Annotated in this window: 21 protein-coding genes; 11 read left to right on the forward strand and 10 right to left on the reverse strand. The window is 68.7% G+C overall.

The genetic code is table 11. The annotated features are described in order from the left end of the window. Window positions 1-6 precede the first annotated feature (6 nt). Window positions 7-4,410 carry a DEAD/DEAH box helicase gene (locus QTH97_RS21645; RefSeq protein ID WP_286570545.1) on the forward strand — a complete coding sequence of 1,468 codons (4,404 nt, stop codon included), beginning with the start codon at window positions 7-9 and terminating at the stop codon, window positions 4,408-4,410. 37 nt (window positions 4,411-4,447) lie between these two features. Then, window positions 4,448-4,873: an Lrp/AsnC family transcriptional regulator gene (locus QTH97_RS21650; RefSeq protein ID WP_286570517.1), complete on the forward strand. Its 426-nt coding sequence runs from the start codon at window positions 4,448-4,450 to the stop codon at window positions 4,871-4,873. On the opposite strand, the gene QTH97_RS21655 is transcribed toward QTH97_RS21650, so the two are convergent. Next, entirely contained in the window at window positions 4,870-5,250 is a 381-nt protein-coding gene (locus QTH97_RS21655) for a winged helix-turn-helix transcriptional regulator (protein WP_286570518.1), read from the reverse strand. The genes QTH97_RS21650 and QTH97_RS21655 overlap by 4 nt on opposite strands. Window positions 5,251-5,397: 147 nt before the next feature. On the opposite strand from QTH97_RS21655, the gene QTH97_RS21660 reads away from it, so the two are divergent. Continuing rightward, window positions 5,398-6,399: an aldo/keto reductase gene (locus QTH97_RS21660; RefSeq protein ID WP_286570519.1), complete on the forward strand. Its 1,002-nt coding sequence runs from the start codon at window positions 5,398-5,400 to the stop codon at window positions 6,397-6,399. Window positions 6,400-6,654: 255 nt separating this feature from the next. On the opposite strand, the gene QTH97_RS21665 is transcribed toward QTH97_RS21660, so the two are convergent. Then, on the reverse strand, window positions 6,655-7,644 hold the full coding sequence (locus QTH97_RS21665; protein WP_286570520.1) for a bile acid:sodium symporter family protein: 990 nt from the start codon (window positions 7,642-7,644) through the stop codon (window positions 6,655-6,657). Window positions 7,645-7,713: 69 nt separating this feature from the next. Between QTH97_RS21665 and QTH97_RS21670 the strand changes: the two genes are divergently transcribed. After that, window positions 7,714-8,613, forward strand: a complete 900-nt coding sequence (locus tag QTH97_RS21670) for a LysR family transcriptional regulator (RefSeq protein ID WP_286570521.1) — start codon at window positions 7,714-7,716, stop codon at window positions 8,611-8,613. 11 nt (window positions 8,614-8,624) lie between these two features. On the opposite strand, the gene QTH97_RS21675 is transcribed toward QTH97_RS21670, so the two are convergent. From QTH97_RS21675 to QTH97_RS21690, 4 genes are read right to left on the reverse strand one after another with little or no spacing between them, the layout of a single operon-like run. Beyond that, the gene (locus QTH97_RS21675; protein ID WP_286570522.1) at window positions 8,625-9,473 is read right to left on the reverse strand and encodes a fumarylacetoacetate hydrolase family protein; all 849 of its coding nucleotides are present in this window, start codon (window positions 9,471-9,473) and stop codon (window positions 8,625-8,627) included. Window positions 9,474-9,510: 37 nt separating this feature from the next. After that, window positions 9,511-10,248, reverse strand: a complete 738-nt coding sequence (locus tag QTH97_RS21680; protein WP_286570523.1) for an IclR family transcriptional regulator — start codon at window positions 10,246-10,248, stop codon at window positions 9,511-9,513. 36 nt (window positions 10,249-10,284) lie between these two features. Further along, window positions 10,285-11,790 carry a bifunctional 3-(3-hydroxy-phenyl)propionate/3-hydroxycinnamic acid hydroxylase MhpA gene (gene mhpA / locus QTH97_RS21685; RefSeq protein WP_286570524.1) on the reverse strand — a complete coding sequence of 502 codons (1,506 nt, stop codon included), beginning with the start codon at window positions 11,788-11,790 and terminating at the stop codon, window positions 10,285-10,287. Next, entirely contained in the window at window positions 11,783-12,355 is a 573-nt protein-coding gene (locus tag QTH97_RS21690; RefSeq protein ID WP_286570525.1) for a VOC family protein, read from the reverse strand. Before QTH97_RS21690 ends, mhpA begins: the two co-directional genes overlap by 8 nt. Window positions 12,356-12,516: 161 nt before the next feature. On the opposite strand from QTH97_RS21690, the gene QTH97_RS21695 reads away from it, so the two are divergent. Beyond that, complete coding sequence (locus QTH97_RS21695) at window positions 12,517-13,494, forward strand: Bug family tripartite tricarboxylate transporter substrate binding protein (protein WP_286570526.1); 978 nt, start codon at window positions 12,517-12,519, stop codon at window positions 13,492-13,494. 97 nt (window positions 13,495-13,591) lie between these two features. Continuing rightward, window positions 13,592-14,851 (forward strand): extracellular catalytic domain type 1 short-chain-length polyhydroxyalkanoate depolymerase, encoded by a 1,260-nt coding sequence (locus QTH97_RS21700; protein WP_286570527.1) that lies wholly within the window; start codon window positions 13,592-13,594, stop codon window positions 14,849-14,851. A 5-nt stretch (window positions 14,852-14,856) separates the two neighbouring features. Here QTH97_RS21700 and QTH97_RS21705 read toward each other — a convergent pair whose 3' ends face one another. Next, window positions 14,857-15,927 carry a pirin family protein gene (locus tag QTH97_RS21705; RefSeq protein WP_286570528.1) on the reverse strand — a complete coding sequence of 357 codons (1,071 nt, stop codon included), beginning with the start codon at window positions 15,925-15,927 and terminating at the stop codon, window positions 14,857-14,859. Between the two features lie 273 nt (window positions 15,928-16,200). Here QTH97_RS21705 and QTH97_RS21710 point away from each other — a divergent pair, with 273 nt between their 5' ends. Beyond that, entirely contained in the window at window positions 16,201-16,422 is a 222-nt protein-coding gene (locus QTH97_RS21710) for a hypothetical protein (RefSeq protein ID WP_286570529.1), read from the forward strand. A 9-nt stretch (window positions 16,423-16,431) separates the two neighbouring features. Here QTH97_RS21710 and QTH97_RS21715 read toward each other — a convergent pair whose 3' ends face one another. Next, entirely contained in the window at window positions 16,432-16,911 is a 480-nt protein-coding gene (locus QTH97_RS21715; protein ID WP_286570546.1) for an FKBP-type peptidyl-prolyl cis-trans isomerase, read from the reverse strand. An 87-nt stretch (window positions 16,912-16,998) separates the two neighbouring features. Beyond that, a complete protein-coding gene (locus tag QTH97_RS21720; RefSeq protein ID WP_286570530.1) occupies window positions 16,999-17,757 on the reverse strand; it encodes an SDR family oxidoreductase in 759 nt (252 codons plus the stop codon). Window positions 17,758-17,893: 136 nt separating this feature from the next. On the opposite strand from QTH97_RS21720, the gene QTH97_RS21725 reads away from it, so the two are divergent. Both QTH97_RS21725 and QTH97_RS21730 read left to right on the forward strand, forming a co-directional pair. Next, entirely contained in the window at window positions 17,894-18,781 is an 888-nt protein-coding gene (locus tag QTH97_RS21725; RefSeq protein WP_286570531.1) for a LysR family transcriptional regulator, read from the forward strand. A 261-nt stretch (window positions 18,782-19,042) separates the two neighbouring features. Then, complete coding sequence (locus QTH97_RS21730; protein WP_286570532.1) at window positions 19,043-19,996, forward strand: YihY/virulence factor BrkB family protein; 954 nt, start codon at window positions 19,043-19,045, stop codon at window positions 19,994-19,996. Here QTH97_RS21730 and QTH97_RS21735 read toward each other — a convergent pair. Next, window positions 19,971-20,972 carry an SDR family oxidoreductase gene (locus QTH97_RS21735; RefSeq protein ID WP_286570533.1) on the reverse strand — a complete coding sequence of 334 codons (1,002 nt, stop codon included), beginning with the start codon at window positions 20,970-20,972 and terminating at the stop codon, window positions 19,971-19,973. The two genes, QTH97_RS21730 and QTH97_RS21735, sit on opposite strands and share 26 nt — an antisense overlap. Window positions 20,973-21,162: 190 nt before the next feature. Between QTH97_RS21735 and QTH97_RS21740 the strand changes: the two genes are divergently transcribed. Together QTH97_RS21740 and QTH97_RS21745 are read left to right on the forward strand one after the other, a co-directional pair. Beyond that, on the forward strand, window positions 21,163-22,458 hold the full coding sequence (locus QTH97_RS21740; RefSeq protein WP_286570534.1) for an Nramp family divalent metal transporter: 1,296 nt from the start codon (window positions 21,163-21,165) through the stop codon (window positions 22,456-22,458). Window positions 22,459-22,571: 113 nt separating this feature from the next. Then, on the forward strand, window positions 22,572-22,809 hold a 238-nt coding region (locus tag QTH97_RS21745; RefSeq protein WP_286570535.1), incomplete at its 3' end, for a porin.

The raw sequence follows: 22,809 nt of genomic DNA on the forward strand, positions 1-22,809 counted from the left end.
GATCTCATTTCCCTGCGCCGACGCTGCGCGGCAAGACCCCGCCACCCCGTGCTTCAAGACTTCCATCCCGCCGTCTCCAACTGGTTCAACGCCACCTTCCCGGGGCCCACGGAGGCCCAGGCCGCCGCGTGGCCGGTCATCGCCGCGGGGCGGCACACGCTGGTCGCGGCGCCCACCGGGTCGGGCAAGACGCTGACGGCCTTTCTGGCGGCGCTGGATGGCCTGGTGCGGCACGGCCTCGAACCGGGTGGCCTGCCCGACGAGACATCGGTGCTCTACATCTCGCCGCTGAAGGCGCTCTCCAACGACATCGGCATCAACCTCAAGGCGCCGCTCGCCGGCATCCGCCGCGAACTTGCCAGGCTGGAGCTTCCGGACGTCGATATCCGCACGGCCGTGCGCACCGGCGACACGCCGGCCAGGGAACGCCAGCAGAGCCTGCGCCAGCCGCCTCACATCCTGGTCAGCACGCCCGAGTCGCTCTATGTGCTGCTGGGCTCCGAGTCGGGCCGCCGGATGCTTTCGACCGTTCGCACGGTCATCGTCGACGAGATCCACGCGGTGGTCGCCACCAAGCGCGGCAGCCATCTGGCGCTGTCGCTCGAACGGCTGCAGTCGCTCTGCGCGAAGCCGCTCATCCGCATCGGCGTGTCGGCCACGCAGAAGCCGATCGACGAGATCGCGCGTTTCCTCGTCGGCGCCGGCGCGGTCGTCGATGGCGTCGCCGACTGCGAGATCGTCGATATCGGATACGCCAAGCAACGCGACCTCGCGCTGGAGCTCCCGCCGACGCCGCTCGCCGCCGTGATGTCGAACGAGCAGTGGGAGCAGGTCTATGCGCGCGTCGCGGGACTGGTTCATGCGCATCGCACGACGCTGGTCTTCGTCAACACGCGCCGCATGGCAGAGCGCGCCGCGCGGCACCTTGGCGAGATCCTGGGCAAGGAGGTTGTCGCGGCCCATCATGGCAGCCTCGCGAAGGAAACGCGCCTCGATGCCGAGCAGCGCCTGAAGCGCGGCGACCTCAAGGTGCTGGTCGCGACGGCCTCGCTGGAGCTTGGGCTGGACATCGGCGATGTGGACCTCGTGTGCCAACTGGGTTCGCCGCGATCGATTGCCACCTTCCTGCAGCGCGCGGGGCGCTCGGGCCATGCCGTGGGCGGTGTGCCGAAGGCGCGCCTGTTTCCGCAGTCGTGCGACGAACTGGTCGAGTGCGCCGCCCTGCTCGACTGCGTGCGCCGCGGCGAACTCGATGCGCTGCGCGTACTGCCTGCGCCTCTCGATGTGCTGGCCCAGCAGATCGTCGCCGAGACCGCTTCGCGCGAATGGGACGAGGACGCGCTCTTCGCGCTCGTGCGGCGTGCGTGGCCCTATGCCCCACTCGCGCGCGAGACTTTCGCGTCGGTCATCCGCATGTTGGCCGAAGGCTTCACCACGCGGCTCGGCCAGCGCGCGAGCTATGTTCACCGCGATGCCGTGCATCACCTCCTGCGCGAGCGCAAGGGCGCGCGCCTGACCGCCCTGACCTCGGGCGGCACCATCCCCGAGACGGGCGACTACACGGTGATGCTCGAACCGCAGGCGCATAAGATCGGCACGGTCAACGAGGATTTCGCGGTCGAGAGCCTGGCGGGCGATGTCTTCCAGCTCGGCAACACCAGCTACCGCATCCTGCGTATCGAGCCCGGCCGCGTGCGGGTGGAAGACGCGCATGGTGCGGCGCCCAACATCCCGTTCTGGCTGGGCGAGGCGCCGGGGCGGACGGATGAACTCTCCTTCGGCGTCTCGCGCCTTCGCGACGAAATTGCGGGCAGCCTGGCCGCTCGAGGTCTCCAGGCGACGGTGGACGGGCTTGCCCGCGACATCGGCATGGACACCGACGCCGCCCGCCAGATGGCCGAGCATCTCGCCCGCGCCATGCGCGTCCTCGGCGCGCTGCCGACCCAGCGGCGCATCGTGATGGAGCGCTTCTTCGACGAGTCGGGCGGCATGCAGCTGGTGATCCATTCGCCCTACGGCAGTCGACTCAATCGTGCGTGGGGGCTGGCGCTGCGCAAGCGTTTCTGCCGGCAATTCAACTTCGAGCTGCAGGCGGCGGCAACCGAGGACGCGATCGTGCTGTCACTCTCGACGAGCCACAGCTTTCCGCTGGACGAGGTCGCACGCTACCTGCATTCGGCGACCGCGCTCGATGTGCTGGTGCAGGCGCTGCTCGACGCGCCGCTCTTCGGCGCGCGCTGGCGCTGGAACGCGACCACCGCGCTTGCATTGCCGCGCTTCGTCGGCGGCCGCAAGGTGGCGCCGCAATTGCAGCGGATGAGATCCGAGGACTTGCTGGCCAGCGTCTTTCCGGATCAGGTCGCCTGCGCGGAGAACCTGACCGGCGAGCGCGAGATTCCGGAGCATCCGCTGGTGACGCAGACGCTGCGCGACTGCCTCTACGACGCGATGGACGCGGAAGGCTGGCTGCGGCTGCTGCGCGGCATGGAATCCGGTGAAGTCGAAGTGGTGGCGCGCGACCTTCCGGCCCCGTCGCCGCTCGCGGCGGAAGCGCTCAATGCCCGGCCCTACGCCTTCCTCGACGATGCGCCGCTGGAAGAGCGCCGCACCCAGGCCGTGCAGAACCGGCGCTACGTCGATCCGGAGAGCGCGGACGATCTCGGCCAACTCGACGCCGATGCGATCGAGAGCGTGAGGCAGGAGGCGTGGCCGCATGTGCGCAGTCCCGACGAGATGCATGAAGCCTTGACCGGGCTTGGCGTCGTGACCGATGCGGAGGCAACGGCCAACGCGGAGTGGCTGTCATGGCTCAACGCGCTCGCGCAGGCCGGGCGCGCGACGCGGCTGGTGCCTGAAACGGGCGATGCGCCGGGCGCCGGCCTGTGGGTGGCAGCCGAAGGCCTGGCGCAGATCGCCGCACTCCATCCCCAAGCGGCGATGCGGCCGGCCATCGAGCCGCCTGCGGAATACGCGCGAGCGCAGGGCAGCGCCGAGGACATGCTGCGCGAACTGCTGCGTTCGCGCCTCACGGGGCTCGGCCCGATGTCGGCAGACACCCTCGCGGCGCAGTTGCGCCTGCCCCGCATCGACATCGATGCCGCCCTTTCGGCATTGCAAGCCGAAGGCTACGTGTTGCAGGGCCGCTTCACGCCCGGCGCCGCAACTGCCGAGTGGTGCGAGCGCCACCTGCTCGCCCGCATCCATCGCTACACCCTCATGCGGCTGCGCCGCGAGATCGAACCCGTCGAGCCGCGCGACTTCGTGCGCTTCCTGTTCGAGTGGCAGCACGTCGGCAGCGCGAGCCGGGTCAGCGGCCCGGACGCGCTGGCGGGCATCCTGATGCAACTCGAAGGCTACGAGGCGCCGGCCGGCACCTGGGAGGCGGAGTTGCTTCCGGCCCGGGTCAAGGACTACACGCCGGCATGGCTCGACGACCTGTGCACCGCCGGCCGCACCTTGTGGACGCGCCTGCGCCCTGCCGCCAGCGATGCCCGTGCGGGCGGTGGCGGCACGTCGCTTCGGGCGACGCCGGTGCTGCTCCTGCCGCGACGCACTGCGGCGCTGTGGACAGGCCTCGTGCCCCCGCCCGTGGACGACGCCGGCCTGGGCTCGCGGGCGCAGCGTGTCGCCACCTTCCTCGCAGCGCATGGCGCTTCATTCTTCGACGAGATCGTGCAAGGCACCCATCTGCTGGGCACCGAACTCGAAGACGCGCTGAGCGAACTCGTGGTGCGCGGCCGCGCGCATTGCGACAGCTACGCGGGGCTGCGCGCCTTGCTGATTCCGCCTTCGAAGCGTTCGTCGGCGCACGCGCGGCGGCGGCGCCGCACCGCACTCTTCGGCATCGAGGACGCCGGCCGCTGGTCGCTGGTCCGACAGCGCGCGGCGGCTTCGCCGGGCGCAGCGCCCGCCGTTTCCCCGGACGCCATCGAGCAGGTCGCGCGCATCCTGCTGCGGCGCTACGGCGTGGTGTGCTGGCGCATCCTCGAGCGCGAACCGGCGTGGCTGCCGCCGTGGCGCGATCTCGTGCGCGCCTATCGGCGGCTCGAAGCACGCGGGGAAATCCGCGGCGGCAGATTCATCGCCGGCGTGGCGGGCGAGCAGTTCGCGCTGCCCGAAGCCATCGGGCTCATGCGGCAGGTGCGGCGACAGGCGCCGGACGAGAGCCTGGTCTGCCTCGCGGCCACCGATCCGGCCAACCTGCTCGGCACCGTCGTGCCGGGTCCCAAGGTCGCCCGTGTCGCGGGTTCGCGCGTGGCCTATCGGGACGGCATCCCATTGGCGACCAGCGTCGCCGGGCAGGTGGAGATGCTGGTGCCCCTCAGCGCCGAGGAGTCGAAGGCCGTCACCCGCGCGCTGTCCTCGGAACCGTCGCTGCGTTTCCTGGAACTGGCCACCGCCAGCGGCTGAGTTTGGCAAAACGCCGGGACTGACCGACAGTGTCGGCATGGACCTCGACGAACTCGACCATCAACTGATCGCATTGCTTCGGCAGGATGCCCGCCTTCCCGCGGCGACGCTGGCCCAGAAGCTCGGCGTGTCGCGCGGCACGGTGACGAACCGGCTGCGAAAACTGGAGGACGGCGGCGTGATCGTCGGTTACTCGGTGCAGCTTCGGCCGGCAGAGCGCTCGGATGAAATCCGCGCCTGGATGGCGATCCAGGTCGAAGGCAATCAGACCCGGCTGGTCATTGCCAGCCTCCTGGGCGAACCGGGCGTGGCCGCGCTGTTCGACACCAACGGCCGCTGGGACCTGCTGGCCGAACTGCGCGCCCGTTCGATGACGGAGCTGTCGCACGTGCTGGAGCGCATACGGCTGCTGAAGGGCATTCGCAATACGGAGACGAGCATTCATCTGGCGACGTACCGTTAGCCGCGATTCCGCGCATCGAATGCCTTTCGCGCATCCGCCAGATCCCGGTGATGCGCCTCGGCCCAGCACCCCACCGCGACGAACGCCTCGCTCAAGGGCCGCCCGACGTCGCTCAGCGCGTATTCCACATGCGGCGGGACGCTGCGGCGGTCCGTGCGCAGCACCAGCCCGTTGCGTTCGAGGTCGCGCAAGGTCTGCGTGAGCATCTTCTGCGAGATGCCGCCAATGCGCCGCAGGAGTTCGTTGTTGCGCAGGGGCCCGTCGCGCAGGGCCGGCACGATGAGCAGCGCCCACTTGTTGGCGACGAGCTCCAGCGCCGCGCGCGACGCAGACGTGGCGTCGAACACGTCGACCGGTGGGGCGTCGGCCGTCTTCATCGGGGTCAATCGTTGCCAGCAGGTGCGCACAATGGTCGCGCTTCCTTGCTGCGAGATCAATCGAACCCCACTCGCCATGCCGGAATTCGCGGCGCTGACTATGATGCCCCTCCGCCCAGTAGCAGCAGCAGCGATCGGAGTCTTTCCATGAGCATTCCCACCACCCGCCTCGGCCGCACCGGCCTCACCGTGTCGCGACTCGCGCTCGGCACCATGACCTTCGGCCTGCAGACCGACGAGTCGGTGTCGCACCGCATCCTCGACAAGGCGACTGACGGCGGCATCAACTTTCTCGACACGGCGGACGTGTACCCGCTCGGCGGCACCGTCGAGACCACCGGCCGCACCGAGGAGATCATCGGCCGCTGGCTGCGCGCCAAGGGCCGCAGCCGATACATCGTCGCGACCAAGGCAGTGGGCAAGGTCGGCCCGAACACCTGGGACCAGGGCGCGTCGCGCAAGCACCTGCTGGACGCCATCGACGCGTCGCTCAAGCGGCTGCAGACCGACCATGTCGACCTCTACCAGTTGCACCACGACGATCGCGAGACGCCTCTGGACGAGAGTCTCGAGGCGCTGGACGTGATCGTCCGCTCCGGTCGGGCGCGCTACATCGGCGTGTCGAACTTTCTCGCCTACCGGCTGGCGCGTGCCATCGGAAAGGCCGAGCTGCACAAGCTCACGCGGCTGGTGTCGGTGCAGCCGCGCTACAGCCTGCTGTTCCGGGAGATCGAGCGCGAGCTGCTGCCGCTGGCGGGTGAAGAGGGCCTGGGCGTGATTCCGTACAACCCGCTGGCGGGCGGCCTGCTGACCGGCAAGTACAAGTCAGACGCCAAGCCGGAAAGCAATACGCGCTTCACGCTGGGCACGGCGGGCACGATGTACCAGGACCGCTACTGGAACGAGCGCAGCTTCGCCACGGTGACGCAGTTGCACAAGCTGGCGGATGAGGCCGGCGTGCCGCTCGCGACGCTGGCGGTCGCCTGGGTGATGGCGAATCCGCTGATCACCGCGCCGCTGCTCGGCGCCAGCCGGCCGGAGCAATTGGATGCGACGCTGGCTGGCGCTGAATACAAGCTGGACGCGGGCCTGAAGCTCAAACTCGACGAACTCACCGCCGAATACCGCAAGGGGGATGCGGCTAGATGAAGCTCGCCCCCAGGCTTGCTCACTTCGTGTAGCCGCCAACCCCCTGCCGGGGGCAACACCGGCGGCCCGGCTAAGCCGGTTCCGCGGTGTTTCTGGACTCGCCCCCAGGCTTGCCCACTTCGTGTGGCCGCCCGCCCCCTGCCGGGGGCAACACCGGCGGCCCGGCTAAGCCGGCCGCGGTGTTTCTGGACTCGCCGCCACTCCATGGCGGGGGCAACATCGGCGGTCGGCAAAGAGGTTCGCGGTGGTGGCCGATCAGGCGGGGATTGAGGATTCGGTCTTTGCTTGGCGGAGGGCGTAGCGTTGCGCCAGCACGGCGCAGACCATCAGTTGCATCTGGTGGAACAGCATCAAGGGCATCACGATCGCGCCGACTGCGTGCGAGGCGAAGAGAACCTTTGCCATGGGAATGCCGCTCGCCAGGCTTTTCTTGGAGCCGCAGAACACGATCGTGATGCCGTCGGCCTTGTCGAAGCCGAGGCTGCGGCCGGCCCAGGTGGTGACGACCAGCATCAGGGCGAGCAGGATCGCGCACACGGCCAGCAGGCCCGCCAGCGCGGAGGGCGGGATCTCCTTCCACAGGCCCTCGATCACCGCTGCGCTGAAGGCGGTGTAGACCACCAGCAGGATGGACCCGCGATCGACCAGCGTCAGCACCGAGGCGCGGCGCTTGACCCATCCGCCGATCCACGGCCGCAGCAGGTGGCCGGCGACGAAGGGCGCCATCAGTTGCAGCAGGATCCGGCCGATCGCGCCGAGCGACGCACCCGCATCGCCGTGCTTCACCACGAGCAGGCTGACCAGCAGCGGCGTCACGAAGACGCCGAGCAGCGTGGAGGCCGACGCGCTGCATACCGCCGCGGGGATGTTGCCGCGGGCGATCGAGGTGAAGGCGATGGCCGATTGGACCGTCGCGGGCAGCACGCACAGGAAGAGCACGCCGGTGTACAGCTCGGGCGTGACCAGCGGCGTCAGCACAGGCTTGAGCAGCAGGCCGAGCAAGGGGAACAGGACGAAGGTGCTGGCGAACACCAGCAGGTGCAGCCGCCAGTGCGTGATGCCGCCGAGGATCGCCTCGCGCGAGAGCTTGGCGCCGTGCAGGAAGAACAGCAGGCCGATGGCGACCATGGTGAGCTGCTCGAAGAAATGCGCGGTGCCGCCGCTGGCCGGCCACAGGCTGGCCAAGGCCACCACGGCGACAAGTGACAGGGTGAAGTTGTCGGGGAGATAGCGTGAGCGAGACATGGCCCGATTGGAGCGCGCCGTCATTCAAAAGAGAAATGGATTTATTTGATAGTTTTATGATTCCGGCGCATGAACGTCACCCTGCGCCAGCTTCGCGTCTTCCAGGCCGTCGCCGAGACCCGCAATTTCAGCCGGGCGGGCGACCAGATCGGCCTCACCCAGCCCGCCGTGAGCCGGTCTATCGTCGAACTCGAATCGCAGTTGGGCCTGAAGCTGCTGGACCGCACGACGCGCGAAGTCGTGCTCACCGATGCGGGCCAGTCGCTCGCGATGCGCCTCGACCGGGTGCTCGACGATCTCGACCAGACGCTGGCTGAAATCCACGGCATGGCCGGCGCGCGGCGCGGCAAGGTCCGCGTGGCCAGCAGCCCGACGCTGTCGGCCAACCTCATCCCGGCCTGCATCGCCGAGTGCGCGCGGCGCGATCCGGACATCGACTTCCTGCTGCTCGACCGCATGCAGCAGACCGCGCTCGACAGCGTTCGTGCCGGCGAGGTCGATTTCGGCGTGCTGGTCGAGCCGCCTGCCACCGACGACTTGCACGGCGAGGCCATCCTCGACGATCCCTTCTGCCTCGTGATGCCGCCCGATCACCGGCTGGCCGGCAGGCGCACGGTGGCCTGGTCGGCGCTCGACGGCGAGCCCCTGGTGCTGCTCGACCATGCGTCCGGCAGCCGGCGCCTGATCGACGAAGCACTCGCGCAGCACGGCGCGCATGGCGAGGTGCGGCAGCAGGTCGGCCATCCGGCGACGGTGTTCCGCATGGTCGAGCAGGGCATCGGCATCAGCGTCATGCCCGCGCTCGCGATGCCGCCGGCGGGGCTGCAGGCGCTGGTCGTGCGACCGCTGCTGCCCAAGGTGCAGCGGACGATCATGCTGGTGCACCGGCGCAACCGCGCGCCGTCGCCGCTGGCGCAGCGCGTGTGGAACCTGATTCGCGAAGTGGCAGCGCAGCGCCGCGAGCGCTGAGCGGCGGGGTGCTATTCGGCCCGCACGCCGTTGCGCAGCACGCCGATGGCGTCCACTTCCACTTCCACCACGTCGCCGGCCTTCATCCACACCGGCGGCGTGCGCTTGGCGCCGACGCCGCCCGGCGTGCCGGTCACGATCACGTCGCCGGGCGCAAGGGGCATGAAGGCGGAGATGTGCGCGATCTGGCGCGGGATGCTGTGGATCAGCTTGTCCGTCGTCGTGCGCTGCATCTCCTGGCCGTTCAGGCGCGTGACCAGTGTCATCACCTGGTTGTCCAGGATCTCGTCGCGCGTGACCATCCACGGGCCGAAGCCGCCGGTGCGCCAGAAGTTCTTGCCGGCGGTCCATTGGGGCGTGGCGCTCTGCCAGTCGCGGATGCTGCCGTCGTTGTAGCAGGCGTAGCCCGCGATGTGCTTCCACGCATCGGCCTCCGCGATGCGGCGGCCGCCCTGGCCGATGACGACGGCGATCTCGCCCTCGTAGTCCAGCCGCGACGACTCCGGCGGCAGCACGATGTCCTCGCCGTGCGCCACCTGCGATTCGGCGACGCGCAGGAAGAGCGTCGGCTTCTCGGTGATCTCGCGGCCCGTCTCGCGCACGTGCTCGCCGTAGTTGAGGCCCACGCAGACGATCTTCCCGGGGTTCGGGATCACGGGCAGCAGGCGCACCTCGCTCAATGGCACGGTCGCCTTCGCGGCCTGGGCGGCGCTCGCGGCTTCGGCCAGCAGGCCGGCGGCGATCAGGGCCTTGAGATCGGGCGCGCGGGCGCCGAACACGCTGTGCAGTTCGACCACGCGGTCGCCCTGCACGGCGCCGTAGCCGTCCTGGCCGTTGTATTGGTAGCTGATGAGCTTCATGGTGTGCCTGTGAAGTGGAGTGGTGGAATGAAATCGGTCAGGCCAGCCGTCCTCCGATCCGGGCAGCGCCCTCGGTGACGAGTTGGACCAGCTTGCGGATGTCGACGATCGCGAGCCGCGAGGTGTCGAGCACGAGCGACAGCGCCGCCCACGCGCTGCCGTCGCTCTTGAGGATCGGCGCCGCGACGGCCGCCAGTTGCGGCTCCAGTTCGCCCACCGATACGTAGTGGCCCGCCTTGCGGATGCCTGCGAAGTACTTTCGGAACTCGCTCCACTCGGCCGGCAGGCCGCAGCGCACGATTTCGTCGTGCCGCGCATCGAACACCTTGCGCAACTGCACGGGCGTGAAGCTCGCCAGCAGCACCTTCGGTGCCCCGCCCTGGAACAGCGGCCTCGGGCGGCCGCGACCGTAGGCCAGGGTCGCCGGCGCGCCGCCCATCTCGCGGTGCGTGTCGAGCACTTGTGTGCCGAAGAGCCCGGAGGTGACGCAGTCGAAGCCCGTCTTCTCCACCAGCTCGCGCATCACGGGAATGCCCTCGCGCAGCACCGGATCGGCCTTGCGGATGTAGTGGTCGAGCAGGATGATGCGCGGCCCCAACGTGTAGTGCGAGTTCTCCACCCGCTGCAGCAGGCCCGCCTCCAGCAGCGTGCGCACGTAGCGGTAGCCCGTGGGCAGCGAGACCTCCATGGCCGCCGCGATGTCCTCCGCCGTGCGCGTGAGCCGCGTGTCGTCGAACAGGTCGAGCACGCCCAGCATGCGTCCCAGGCTGGACATTGATTTTTCCGACACGCCGATTCCTTCCTCTTTGGTTCATGGCGCGACCGGCATGTGCTGCGAGATGCGTTCCAGATCCCCGGCCGTGCGCGCGACCCCGACGATATATCGGTCGGGGCGCAGCACCACCGCATCGGCATGGTGGGCGTCCAGCCATTCGGCGAGGCCTGCATCGGGCCGGTCGATCACGATGGCCCCGGCGCGCCGCCAGCGATCGGCCGTGGAGGCCGATACGCCCGAGATCGTGCCGTTGCGCCCGATCACCGCCATGCGCCGGCCCAGCAGCTCGTCGAGCAGGCGGCCGTCCGCCAGCCGTGGCTGCGGAAAGGGCCGGCCCGCCGGCGCGCCCTGCTGGCCGTCGAAGGCGCCGTGGCCCAGCAGTTGCGCGGGCAGCTCGAAGATCTCGGGCTGGCCCGCGCGAAACTTCGCGTCCCGCTCCCGTGCGAGCGCCGGGTCGGTGGTCTGGATCAGGTTGCCCAGCCGCACCGCCAGCTCGATCAGCGAGCGCACATGCGGCGCCCGTTCGCTTTCGTAGGTGTCGAGCAAGCCGTCGGGCGCGCGGCCGCGCAGCACGGCTTCCAGCTTCCAGGCCAGGTTGGCCGCGTCGCGGATGCCGGCGCACATGCCCTGGCCCAGGAAGGGCGGCGTCTGGTGGCAGGCATCGCCGGCCAGCAGCAGGCGGCCTTGGCGCCAGCCTTCGGCAAGGACCGAGTGGAAGGTGTAGATCACCGCGCGTTCCAGCCGGGCCTCCTCGGGCTTCACCCAGCGCGAGACCATGCGCCACAGGTTGTCGGGCTCGACCAGGGCTGCGCGGTCGTCGTCGGGCAGCACCATGATTTCCCAGCGGCGGCGCGCGCCGATCACGTTGCAATAGGTCATGGGCCGTGCCGGGTCGCAGTGCTGGACGGTGTGGTCGGGCAGGTCGACTTCGTGCGCCAGCACCACGTCGAACACCAGCCAGGGCTGGCGCAGGCCCAGGTCCACCATCGGCGCGCCCATGCTCGCGCGCACTGGCGAACGCGCGCCGTCGCAGCCGACGACGTAGCGGGCCCGGAAATCGCTGCACCGGCCGCTCGCGAGATCGCGCACCGAAAGGGTGGCGCAATCGCCGTCCTGCGCGACGCCGGTCAACTCGTGGCGCAGGCGCACCGACACGTTGGCGAAGCGCGCGGCGCCCCGGCGCAGCAGAGCCTCGAGTTCGGGCTGGTGGAAGTAATAGTTGTTGGCGCAGCCGTGCGGCCCCAGCGCCGCCGTGCCGCCGCGGATCAGCATGGTCTCGCCCGCGGCGTTGACGAAGTGCATGCCCTGCGCGCCCGGCCGCGAAATCGCCAGCACCTCTTCGCGCAGGCCGATGCTCTGGAAGATGCGCATCACCTCGCCGTCGAAATGGATGGCGCGCGGCATCGGGTAGACGTCCGCCTCCTTCTCGACCACCAGCACCGAGAGTCCCGCGCTGCCGAGCAGATTCGCCAGGGTCGCGCCGGTCGGGCCGTAGCCCACGATCGCGACGTCGAACGACGGCGTGTCCTCGCGCTCAGCCACGCTGGTCTTCCTGCATGCGGCGCGCGACGCCAGCCTGCCACTCGGCGCGGGTCATGAACTGGGGCAGGCGCTTGGCGATGGCCTCGGCGCGCGCCAGGATCTCCTCGTCCGGCTGGGCGAGGTCGATCGGCTCGCGCAGCGGCTGCTCGCAGTACCACGGCGTGTCGACGAAGAGTTCGAGCCGGTTGCCCTCCGGGTCGCGGCAGTAGATGGAGATCGCGTTGCCGTGCGTGACCGGGTGCACGTCCTGCGCGCCGTGCGCCACCAGCCGCTCATGGAAGCGCCGCAGTGTCGTCAGGTCGGGCACGCGGAACGAGATCTGGTTGATCACGTTGAAGGACATGTCCGCCGGCCGGCCGGTCGCCAGGACGATCTGGTGGTGCTCCGCCGGGTCGCGGCTCAGGAAGACGAGCTGCACCGTGCCCAGATCGCCCGCGTCGGTCTGCGTAAAGCGCAGCGCCTCCTTGTAGAAGCCGGCCATTCGCGGCAGATCGCGAACGTAAAAGCCGAAGTGACTGAACTGCAGCGCGAGGCCATCGGCCGCGGGCGGGGTGGAAGGGGTCATCGCCAAGTGTCTCTCCTCGATAACGCGAAAGGGATTGCCGCGTCGATGCGGGAGAAATAATATCGTGATTATCGTATTTTGACAATTTGCTGTGTTTTCGTATGATCGCGGCGTGTGCGAACCGCACGCGCTATCACATGGAGACATACATGGAGACATTGATGAGCGAGAGACAAGTTCCCTCCGTGCGCCTGCTGGCGTCCGTCGCACTGGTCCTGGCGACCTTCGCCGCGAACGCGCAGGACTACCCGGCCAAGCCCGTGCGAATCATTGCCCCCTTCCCGGCCGGCAGCGGGCCGGACGCCGATGCGCGCGAGATCGCGGCGGAACTCACCAAGGTGTTCGGCCAGTCCTTCTTCGTCGAGAACCGGCCGGGCGCGTCGAACATCATCGGCACCGAGGCGGCCGCGAAGGCGCCGGCCGACGGCTACTCGCTCTACATCGGCACCACCAGTTCGCTGTCGGTCGTGCCGCACCTCTATGCCAGGCTGCCCTTCAATGCCGAGAAGGACTTCGCGCCCATCAGTCTGATGGGCGTGCTCAATACCGGGCTCATCGCGAATCCGGGGCTGCCTGCCAAGGACGCCGGCGCGCTCGTCGCCGAACTCAAGGCCAAACCGGAGTCGGTGACGGTCGCGACCGCTGGCATCGGCAGCTATTCGCACCTGTCGGGCGTGTGGTTCAACAATGCCGCCGGCGTGAAGACCAACCTCGTGCCCTACAACAGCAACAGCCCCTACACCGACCTCATCGCAGGCCAGGTGCAGCTCATGTTCGACGGCCTGCCTGCCGCGGCGGGGAACATCCGCGCCGGCAAATTGAAACTGCTCGCCATCACCGGCAAGACGCGCCACCCGAGCTTTCCGGACGTGCCCACCTTTGCCGAATCGGGTCTGCCGGACTACGCGCCCATCGCCTGGCAGGGCCTGCTGGCGCCGGCGGGCACGCCGCAACCCATCATCGACAAGCTCGGCGCTGCGATGAAGAAGGCCTGCGAATCGAAGGAACTGGGCGAGAAATGGCGCCAGTACGGCGGCGAGCTGCGCTGCAACACGCCCGCCGAGTTCACCGCCTTCATCAACGCCGACCGCGCGATGTGGGGAGCGGTGATCAAGCAGGCCAACGTCAAGCTCGACTGAATTGGGGAGGACTCACTTCGGCCGCAGGCCCACCCGTCTTGCGACCGCCGCCGCAGCGCGCTAAGGTCTTTGCTCCCAACGCGAAGGACGGTGCGCCATGGTCCGATTGCTGACACGCTGGCTTGCCGTCGCCCTGCTCCTGCTGGCGGTGCTGCCCGCGTCGGCAGGCAGCACGAGCGCGTTCACGCTGTCGGCCCAGAGCTATCCGGGCTCCCGGGACCGGCAGTACAAGGTCTACGTGCCGGATGGTCTCAGCGGCCCGGCGCCGATGGTGATGGTGCTGCACGGCTGCCAGCAGACAAACGACGACGTGCTGCGCGACTGGGGCCTCGTCGCCGCCGCCGACCGTTACCGCTTCATCCTCGTCGCGCCCTTCATCACCAGCTACGACGGCCTGCGCAATACCAACTGCTGGGGCTTCTGGCTCGACCAGCACCGCCACGAGGGCCGTGGGGAGCCCGAGGACCTGCACCAGATCGGCAGGCAGGTGGAGTCGCGTTTCGGCATCGACCCGAAGCGGCGCTACGTGACGGGGCTGTCATCGGGCGGCGCGATGGCGGTGGTGCTCTCGGTCACCCACAACGAATATTTCGCCGCGGCGGCGAGCGCCTCGGGCCTGCCCTACGGCGAGGATGCGGCGTCCGTGTCTTTCTCGGGCTGCCCGGGCTCTGCCACTTTTCACGCGGTGAGCCAGGTGGTGGCGGCGATGCGTGCCGAGCGCAACCACACGTATCCCATCCCGCTCATGGTGTTGCAGAACAACAAGGACTGCACGGTGATCCAGCCTGCGGGACGCAATATTCGCGATGCGCAGCTGCAACTTGACGGTGACGCCGCGCACAACACTCCGGCTCGGGCGCAGGCACGGCAGCGCCCGTGCACGCCCGTGTTCAGCGCGAGCTACGAATGCCAGCAGATTTTCTATACAGGCGACGCGCAGCCCGACAGCCGCTCGCTGGTGGAGACGGTGTTCTTCGACGGCCCCATCGACACGCCGAACACCACCGACACCAACCACGGCCACTACTGGATCGGCGGGCAGGACGGTCGCGACGGACCCTGGGCGCTGCAGAAAGGCCCGAGCTACCCGGACATCGTGTGGGAGTTCTTCTCGCGCCACGCGATGGATACCTCGCCGCCCTGGCCGCACCCCGCCTGCAACCCGGTGAACGCCGCACCGGGCGCGCACGTCGGCGCGGGGCGCGCGGTGGCTGGCGGCTATTTCAACCTGCGAGCCCTGTCGACCGGCGACATGCGAGACATCGGCTTTGCGTGGGATTTCTATTTCTCGCAGGTTCGGCTGTTCGAGGGCACCGCCGGGCGCTGGTTCGCCCAGCCGCCCGCGGGCTGCACCTGAACCGATCAGGCGCCTGTCGGTTCCGCCGCGCCCTCGGGCCTCTCCTCGCGCCCGCCCGGATGCCGCGCGAAGCGCGCCGCGTCGCGCCCATGCACCGGCGCCGTGTCGGGCCAGGGCCAGCCGCCGAACTGGGTGCGGCGGTAGTCGGCCATGGTCTGCGCGATCTCGGCCTGCGTGTTCATCACGAAGGGGCCGTACTGCGCCACCGGCTCGCCGATCGGGCGGCCCTGGAGCACGAGGAACTCGCTCACCTCGTCGCCGTTGATCAGTTCCACTGCGGCGCCGGCGCGCAGTTCGATCGCCGCATGGCCGTCCACCACCTGGCCCGCGACGCACACCGTGCGGCCCTTGAAGAAATAGAGGGTGCGGCGCGTGCCCTCGCCCGTCGCTGCCGGCAAGGTCCAGCGCGCGCCCGGTTCCATCCGGAGCGTCCAGATCGCGAGGTCGGCGTCAGGCTGCGAGGCCCACGAATCCGGCGGCGGCGCCAGCGGTCCGCCTTCGCCGGGCGCGCCGTCCACCGGACCGATCCGTCCCGCGACGCTCGCGACCTCCGTCTTGCGGCCTGCGCCATCCGTCGCGGTGAAGCGCGGAATGTCCTCCGACCAGAACATCGTGAAATGCGGCTCCGCCATCTTGCTGCGCGCGGGCAGATTGAGCCAGATCTGGAACAGCTCCAGCGGATTGGGCGCGCCCGCATCCAGCAGCGGGAACATCTCCGAATGCACGATGCCCTTGCCGGCGGTGAGCCACTGGACGTCGCCGCCGCCGAAGCGCGCCGCCGCCCCGAGTGAGTCGGAATGGTCGATCAGGCCCTTGCGCACGATGGTCACCGTCTCGAAGCCGCGGTGCGGATGCCCCGGAAAGCCCGGCACGGTGGTGCCGTGGTACATGCTCCAGCCGTCCCGGCGGCTGAAATCCTGGCCCAGGTCGCGGCCCGCCAGCGGAGCGTCCGGCCCCATCTGCGCATTGGCGCGCGGGTAGGCGTCGTCGTGATAGGCGCAGAACAGGAACGGGTCGATCGTCTCCCACGGGAAGCCGAGGGCTTTGATCTGGACGATGGGGCTGGCGGTGGTCATGGTGGGACTTTCCTTTGGGGCTGCCCTGCTCGATGCGACAGGGCGCGTCTTCTCAATATGGGGCCGGCGGCCCGCCACGAAAGGCCCGCAGGTGGAACGCTGTCGTCCTGCCGGCGCAACGCTGGCGCACGCCAGATCCGGTCGTGAAGGGCATGGCTGCCTTCGATGGAGGGCGATCGCCTACAAGGCCCGCACCGCGCCGCTCCTGAGAATCGCCGCCGTGTCCAACCCGGATCGAGACGAACAATGGATGTGGCTGCATTCGATGCGGAAGTGAACGCGCTGGAATCCGCCGCGGCGACGGCGAGCCGTGCGCGCGAGATGGCGCACGAGCGGATCGTTCTCGCGTTCCGGAATCAACTGCAACGGCAGGGGCCAGGTCCGTCCGATGCCGACCTCCAGAGCTTCGCGCGGCTTGCACTGGTCGAGCGCGCCCTGCACAAGGAGTTCGGGCACGCGACGGCGCTCGCGGAAGAGCTTCGTGCCATTCAGTGATCCAGCGGATCAGTGATGGTGTCCGTGCTCGCCGTGGACGTGGCGGTGGGCGATCTCTTCCTCGGTCGCGGCACGCACGCCCGTCACGGTGACGCTGAACTTCAGCGCCTTGCCCGCGAGCGGATGGTTGCCGTCGAGGATCACCTGGGGGCCCTTGATCTTCATCACGTTGAAGACCTGCGGCTCGCCCTGGTCGTTGCGGCCTTCGAGTTGGCCGCCGACCTTCACGCCGGGCGGGAACTCGCTCTTCGGGATGGTGCGGACGAGCGATTCGTCGCGCGCGCCGAAGGCGTCCTCCGGCTGCAGGTTCAGCGTCGTCTGGAAGCCGGTTTCCTTGCCGTCGAGCGCTGCCTCGATCTTGGGGAAGGTGTTGTCGTAGCCGCCATGCAGATAGACCATGGGGTCGCGGCTCTCTTCGATCAGCTTCTGGGTGGTGGCGTCGGCGACCTTGTAGCGCAGGGTGACGACGGAGTCTTTTTGGATCTTCATATCGTCGCGCAGCATAAAGGAAGCTCCGCGATGCCGCGCAAGGCGGCCGCTGGAGCCCCTGCGCGGCAGGCCGGCGGTGGTGCCGGCTCAGAAGTCCTGCGTCACCGGGCGCAGCACGATCTCGTTGATGTCCACGTTCGCCGGCTGCTCCACGGCGTAGACCACCGCGCGTGCCACCGAGTCGGCCGGGATCTGGTTGGCGTCGTAGAAAGCCTTCACGCCCGCGGCGCTTTCGGGATCGGTGCTGCCCAGTTGCAGCTCGGACTCCACTGCGCCCGGCGACACGATGGTCACGCGGATGCCGTGGCCGATCTCCGCGCGCAAGCCTTCCGAGATCGCGCGCACCGCGAACTTGGTCGCGCTGTAGACCGTTCCGATGGGCGTGAACACCTTCAGCCCGGCGACCGACGCGATATTGATGATGTGCCCGCTGCCCTGCGCCGTCATGCTCGGCAGCACGGCCGCGATGCCGTAGAGCACGCCCTTGATGTTGACGTCGATGGTGCGGTCCCACTCGTCGACCTTGAGCTTTTCGATGGGCGACAGCGGCATCACGCCCGCGTTGTTGACCAGTACGTCGATGCGGCCGAAGGCCTCGATCGCAGAGGCGGCCAGCTTTTCGAGGTCGGCGCGCTTCGATACGTCGGTCGCCACGGCGATGGCGTCGCCGCCGGACTCGCGGATCTCGGCGACGAGCCGGTCGAGCCGGTCGGTGCGGCGCGTCGCGAGCACGACCTTGGCGCCCCGTGCGGCCAGGTGCCGCGCGGTGGATTCGCCGAGCCCGCTGCTCGCGCCGGTGACGATGGCGACCTTGCCGGCGATGTTGTCTTGGATGGTTGCAGTCATGACGTTTCCTTTGGGGATGGGTTGAAGGGATGGCCTCAGTGTCGAAAATCAGGGCGTTTCCGTAAATGGAACTGTGGCGAGTTCAGAATTCCGGATTCTGGAATACTCACCGCCCATTTCATCGACCGAGCCTTGCATGTCCAACCGTCTCGAAGCCCTCCGCGTGTTCTGTACCGCCGCCGACGCCGTCAACTTCCGCGATGCCGCCATTCGGCTATCCGTCTCGCCGCAGGTCGTGACGCGAGCCGTGCGCGAACTGGAGGAGGAACTGGGCGAACCTCTCTTCCACCGCAGCACCCGCGGCGTGCAGCTCACCGACTTCGGGCGGCAACTCGCCGATCGCGCGCGGGTGGCGGTGGGCGGCGTGGACGAGCTTTTTCATCGCATTGATCGCCGTGCGCTTTCGCAGCACGCGGGCATCGTGCGCGTCACCGCGCCCGGCGTGCTCGGGCGACGCCGCATTCCGCAGGCGCTGGCGCCGATGCTGGCCGCTCACGCGGGGCTGACGCTGGATCTGCGCCTCTCGGAGCAGCTTGCCGACGTGGTCGACCAGCAGATCGACGTCGGCGTGCGGGTCGGCCCTCTGCGCGACAGCCGCTTCGTCGCGCGGCCGGTCGGCAAGGTGCCGCTCAAGGTGGTGGCCGCGTCTTCGCTGATCGCCCGCGTGGGCGTGCCGGCGGACGTGGAAGCGCTCGCCGCCCTGCCGCTCACCGCGCTCATCGACGGCAACTCCGGCCGCCCGTGGCCCTGGCTTTTCAGCAATGGGCGGCACATGACCATGCCGCCCGCGGCCTTCATCACCGACGACACCGATGCGGAATGCGCCGCCGTGATGGCCGGCCTGGGCTTCGGGCAACTGGTCGCGTCGCTGGCGGAACCGGGCTTGAAGTCGGGCGAACTCGTGTCCGTGCTCGACGCCGACGCGCCGGAGCCCTGGCCCATGTACGTGTACCGGTCGCAGCGTTCGCCGGTGCCCGCGCGAGTGCGGCTGGTTTTCGACGAACTGGTCCGCGTCCTGAGCTGACCTGGCGCATCGACACTGGCACCGGCGCTGCGGCGAGGCCTGCCTTTGGGACTCTTCTGCGTCGGCCAGATGGGCAGCGAGCTCACCGACTACGGCGTCAAGGCCAATCTGGTCTGGAAGTTCTAAGCGGCGCGGCCTGCACCGCAGCGCGCGTGACCCGCTCGCCGGAGTGGGCCAACGCCTACCTCAACTTGCAAACTTGGCGCATGGCAGCGGCGCCTGCGAGAGCGACATTGGCGTTCTCGACTTCGCCCGGCCGCCATGAAGCCCAAGCACCTCTTCGACCTCTGCCGCAAGGCCGTGATGGCCTGGGTCGACGACCTGGCGCCGAGCATGGGTGCGGCCATCTCCTACTACACGATGTTCTCCCTGGCGCCCCTGCTCGTGATCGTCATCGCGATCGCAGGCGCTCTCTTCGGGCGCGAGGCGGTGCAGGGCGAGATCGTCGCGCAGCTCACGGGGCTCATCGGCCGCGAAGGCGCGATCGCGGTGCAGGGGCTCGTGCGCAGCGCGAGCGAGCCGGAGCGCGGGCTGATCGCGGGCGTGGTCAGCATCGTCGTGCTCATCGTGGGTGCCACCACGGTCTTCGCCGAGTTGCAGAGCGCGCTCGATCGCATCTGGCACGTTCCCGAGAAGGACAAGCCCTCCGGCGTGTGGGCTGTGCTGCGCGCGCGGCTGCTGTCTTTCGGACTGATCCTGGGGCTGGCTTTCCTGCTGATGGTGTCTCTCATCGTCAGCGCCGGTGTCGCGGCCTTCGGCACCTGGGCCGGCGGGATGCTCCCGGGCTGGGAACTGCTGCTGCAGTTGCTGAATATCCTGGTGTCGCTGTCGATCACCACCCTGCTCTTCGCCATGATCTTCAAGCTCATGCCGACCGCTTCGATCAAGTGGCGCGATGTGTGGATCGGAGCTGGCGTGACGGCGGTGCTCTTCGAGATAGGCAAGCTGCTGATCGGCCTCTACCTCGGCAAGAGCGGAGTCACCGAATCCTTCGCTGCCGCAGGCTCGCTCGTGGTACTGCTCGCCTGGGTCTACTACGCCGCGCAGATCTTTCTGCTGGGGGCCGAGTTCACCAAGGTGTACGCCAACGAGCACGGCTCGGTCGCGGGCGCCAAGGCCCTCGCGGCAACCAAGGTGATGGCGAAAGAGGCAGAGGCCGGCACGGATCGCATCCCGACCCCGCCCCACGCTACACCGCGCCCACGCTCCCCGTGATCGGCAGCACGATGCCCGTGATGTAGCTTGCGCAGCACGGCGCCGCCAGGAACACATAGGCCGGCGACAGCTCCTCGGGCTGGGCCGGGCGCTTCATGTCGGTGTGCTTGCCGAAGTCCTTCACCTCGTCGCCGGAGCGATCGGCCGGGTTCAGCGGCGTCCACACAGGCCCGGGCGCCACCGCGTTCACGCGAATGCCCTTGTCCAGCAGATTGCTCGCCAGCGACTTCGTGAATGCGTGGATCGCACCCTTGGTGGTCGAGTAGTCGAGCAGTTGCGCGCTGCCTTCCAGCCCCGTCACCGAGCCGGTGTTGATGATCGAACCGCCCTTCGGAAGATGCGGCACCGCCGCGCGCGCCATCTGGAAATAGCCGATCACGTTGGTGCGCAGGGTGAGGTCGAGCCGCTCGTCGGTGATGTCCTCGATCGAGGCCGCGTGCAACTGGAAGGCGGCGTTGTTGACCAGAATATCCAGCTTGCCGAAAGCCTGCAGCGTCTCCTGCACCGCCTGTTTGCAGAACGCCGGATCGCGGACGTCGCCGGGAATCAGCACGCAGTGCTGGCCCTCGGCCTCGATGCAGCGCCTGGTTTCCTCGGCATCGACCTGCTCTTCCTTCAGGTAGACGATCGCCACCTCCGCGCCTTCGCGTGCGTAGAGCAGGGCAACGGCGCGGCCGATACCCGAGTCGCCGCCCGTCACCAGCGCCGTCATGCCGTTGAGCTTGCCGCTGCCGAGATAGCCCGGCGCCATGAAACGGGGCTGCAGATCCATCTCGGCTTCGATGCCGGGCTTCTTCAGGTGCTGCGCGGGCATCGGGTTTTCCGGCTCGGGGCGGTGGCCGGCCTGCACCGGCTTGTCGCTCCTGGCCTCGGGCTTGGCGGCGCGGTCCTTGGCGTCCTGCTCGCGCTGCACCTTTCGATGCTGGACGGCGACGTCGCCCGCATCGGCATTCGACGGGTCTTGGGGTGAGGTCATCGGGGTGCTCCTGGGTTGATGCTTCACCGTAGGCAGGCGCCGCGGCGCGTCGTGTCGTCCAAGGCCGCATCCATTGCGCAGACTCGATGACGTCCCACAGCGCGCCGGGGCCCGCACCTATCTGTCGCCTTGCGTCCTCGCGGCAACGTCTCCGGCTGCACTCCCACCCAGTCACTTTGCGGAGCCGTCCATGAGCACCCCTTCGACGAGCGCGCCCCACGGGAACCCGCAGACCAGCGAGCGCTGGTGGTCCAAGCTCGGCCCGGGGCTCATCACGGGCGCGGCGGACGACGATCCGAGCGGCATCGCCACCTATTCGCAGGCCGGCGCGCAGTTCGGCTATGGCGTCGGATGGACGCTGCTCATCACCTATCCGCTGATGATGGGCATCCAGCTCGCCAGCGCCCGCATCGGGCGTGTCACCGGCAAGAACCTCACCGAGACCTTCGCACGCTTCTGCCCGCGGTGGATGGTCGCCTCGCTCGTGCTGCTGCTGCTGGTCGCCAACGTCATCAACCTCGGCGCCGACCTGAGCGCCATGGGCGACTCGGCCGCGCTGGTGCTGCCCGGCCATGCGGCCTGGTACGCGCTGGGCTTCGGCACCGTCTCGTTGCTGCTGCAGGTCTTCATGTCGTACGAGCGCTATGTGCGCGTGCTCAAGTGGCTGACGCTGTCGCTCTTCGCCTATGTGGGCGTGGTGTTCGCGGTCCATGTGGACTGGGGCGCCGCGATGCGCGGCGTGTTCGCGCCCTCCTTCCAGTGGAGCCGGGAGTACGTGACCACCGTCGTCGCCATCCTCGGGACCACCATCAGCCCGTACCTCTTCTTCTGGCAGGCCTCCCAGGAAGTGCAGGACATCAAGCGCGTGCCCGAAGACCATCCGCTGCGCGTCGCCCCCGAGCAGGCACGGCACCAGTTGCGCCGCCTGCGCATCGACACGGCAGTGGGCATGGGCTTCTCGAACCTGATCGCGTTCTTCGTCATCACGGCTGCGGCCGCGACCTTGCATGCGAACGGCCAGACCCAGATCGACTCCACCGCGCAGGCCGCCGCCGCGTTGCGGCCGATTGCTGGCGATGCCGCCTTCCTGCTCTTCGCACTCGGCATCATCGGCACCGGCATGCTGGCGCTGCCCGTGCTCGCCGGCTCGGCGGCGGAGGCGGTGGCGAGCTACTTCCGCGTGCGCAAGGGCCTGGACCTGACGCTGGCGCAGGGCCGGAGCTTCTACGGCATCCTCGCCGCCGCCATGGCGATCGGCGTCGCGATCAGCCTGTCGGGCATCAACCCGATCTCGGCGCTCTACTGGGCCGCCGTGATCAACGCCGTCATCTCCGTGCCGGTGATGGCGGCCGTGATGATCGCGGCGTCGAGCCGAAGGGTGATGGGCGAGATGGTGCTGCCGCGGAAGTGGAAGGTGCTGGGGTGGGTGGCGACGGGGGCCATGGGGGCGGCCTCGGTGGCGTTGGGGGTGGTTTCTGCAGGCTGAGGGAGGGTCCGGACCCGGAAGTCTTGCGGATGGCAGCACGGATGCCGTCGCATTGCTGTAATCTCCGCGACCTACGGTGACTTCGGTCATTGGCAGCCTCAAGGAGATAGGCGATGAACAAGTTCCTGGCCGCGACCATCCCTCTGGCCGCATGCATCGGCGTCGGCACGGCGTCGGCTCAATCGACCGTCACGCTGTTCGGCATCGTGGATACCGGCGTCAGCAGCTACCGGAACCAGGCCCAGGGCCCGTTCGGCACGAGCTTCACGACCAGCCAGACCCTGATGACCAATTCCGCCTACAACTCCAGCCGGCTCGGCTTCAAGGGTACGGAAGACCTCGGCGGTGGCT

It is taken from the genome of Variovorax gracilis (assembly GCF_030317115.1).
Taxonomy (GTDB): domain Bacteria; phylum Pseudomonadota; class Gammaproteobacteria; order Burkholderiales; family Burkholderiaceae_C; genus Variovorax; species Variovorax gracilis.

Excerpts from the sequence above, each read along its gene's own strand:
- QTH97_RS21650 (WP_286570517.1), top strand. The coding sequence starts at position 4,448 with ATGGACCTCGACGAACTCGACCATCAACTGATCGCATTGCTTCGGCAG.
- QTH97_RS21655 (WP_286570518.1), bottom strand. The coding sequence starts at position 5,250 with ATGAAGACGGCCGACGCCCCACCGGTCGACGTGTTCGACGCCACGTCT.
- QTH97_RS21660 (WP_286570519.1), top strand. The coding sequence starts at position 5,398 with ATGAGCATTCCCACCACCCGCCTCGGCCGCACCGGCCTCACCGTGTCG.
- QTH97_RS21665 (WP_286570520.1), bottom strand. The coding sequence starts at position 7,644 with ATGTCTCGCTCACGCTATCTCCCCGACAACTTCACCCTGTCACTTGTC.
- QTH97_RS21670 (WP_286570521.1), top strand. The coding sequence starts at position 7,714 with ATGAACGTCACCCTGCGCCAGCTTCGCGTCTTCCAGGCCGTCGCCGAG.
- QTH97_RS21675 (WP_286570522.1), bottom strand. The coding sequence starts at position 9,473 with ATGAAGCTCATCAGCTACCAATACAACGGCCAGGACGGCTACGGCGCC.
- QTH97_RS21680 (WP_286570523.1), bottom strand. The coding sequence starts at position 10,248 with ATGTCCAGCCTGGGACGCATGCTGGGCGTGCTCGACCTGTTCGACGAC.
- QTH97_RS21690 (WP_286570525.1), bottom strand. The coding sequence starts at position 12,355 with ATGACCCCTTCCACCCCGCCCGCGGCCGATGGCCTCGCGCTGCAGTTC.
- QTH97_RS21695 (WP_286570526.1), top strand. The coding sequence starts at position 12,517 with ATGAGCGAGAGACAAGTTCCCTCCGTGCGCCTGCTGGCGTCCGTCGCA.
- QTH97_RS21700 (WP_286570527.1), top strand. The coding sequence starts at position 13,592 with ATGGTCCGATTGCTGACACGCTGGCTTGCCGTCGCCCTGCTCCTGCTG.
- QTH97_RS21705 (WP_286570528.1), bottom strand. The coding sequence starts at position 15,927 with ATGACCACCGCCAGCCCCATCGTCCAGATCAAAGCCCTCGGCTTCCCG.
- QTH97_RS21715 (WP_286570546.1), bottom strand. The coding sequence starts at position 16,911 with ATGAAGATCCAAAAAGACTCCGTCGTCACCCTGCGCTACAAGGTCGCC.
- QTH97_RS21720 (WP_286570530.1), bottom strand. The coding sequence starts at position 17,757 with ATGACTGCAACCATCCAAGACAACATCGCCGGCAAGGTCGCCATCGTC.
- QTH97_RS21725 (WP_286570531.1), top strand. The coding sequence starts at position 17,894 with ATGTCCAACCGTCTCGAAGCCCTCCGCGTGTTCTGTACCGCCGCCGAC.
- QTH97_RS21730 (WP_286570532.1), top strand. The coding sequence starts at position 19,043 with ATGAAGCCCAAGCACCTCTTCGACCTCTGCCGCAAGGCCGTGATGGCC.
- QTH97_RS21735 (WP_286570533.1), bottom strand. The coding sequence starts at position 20,972 with ATGACCTCACCCCAAGACCCGTCGAATGCCGATGCGGGCGACGTCGCC.
- QTH97_RS21740 (WP_286570534.1), top strand. The coding sequence starts at position 21,163 with ATGAGCACCCCTTCGACGAGCGCGCCCCACGGGAACCCGCAGACCAGC.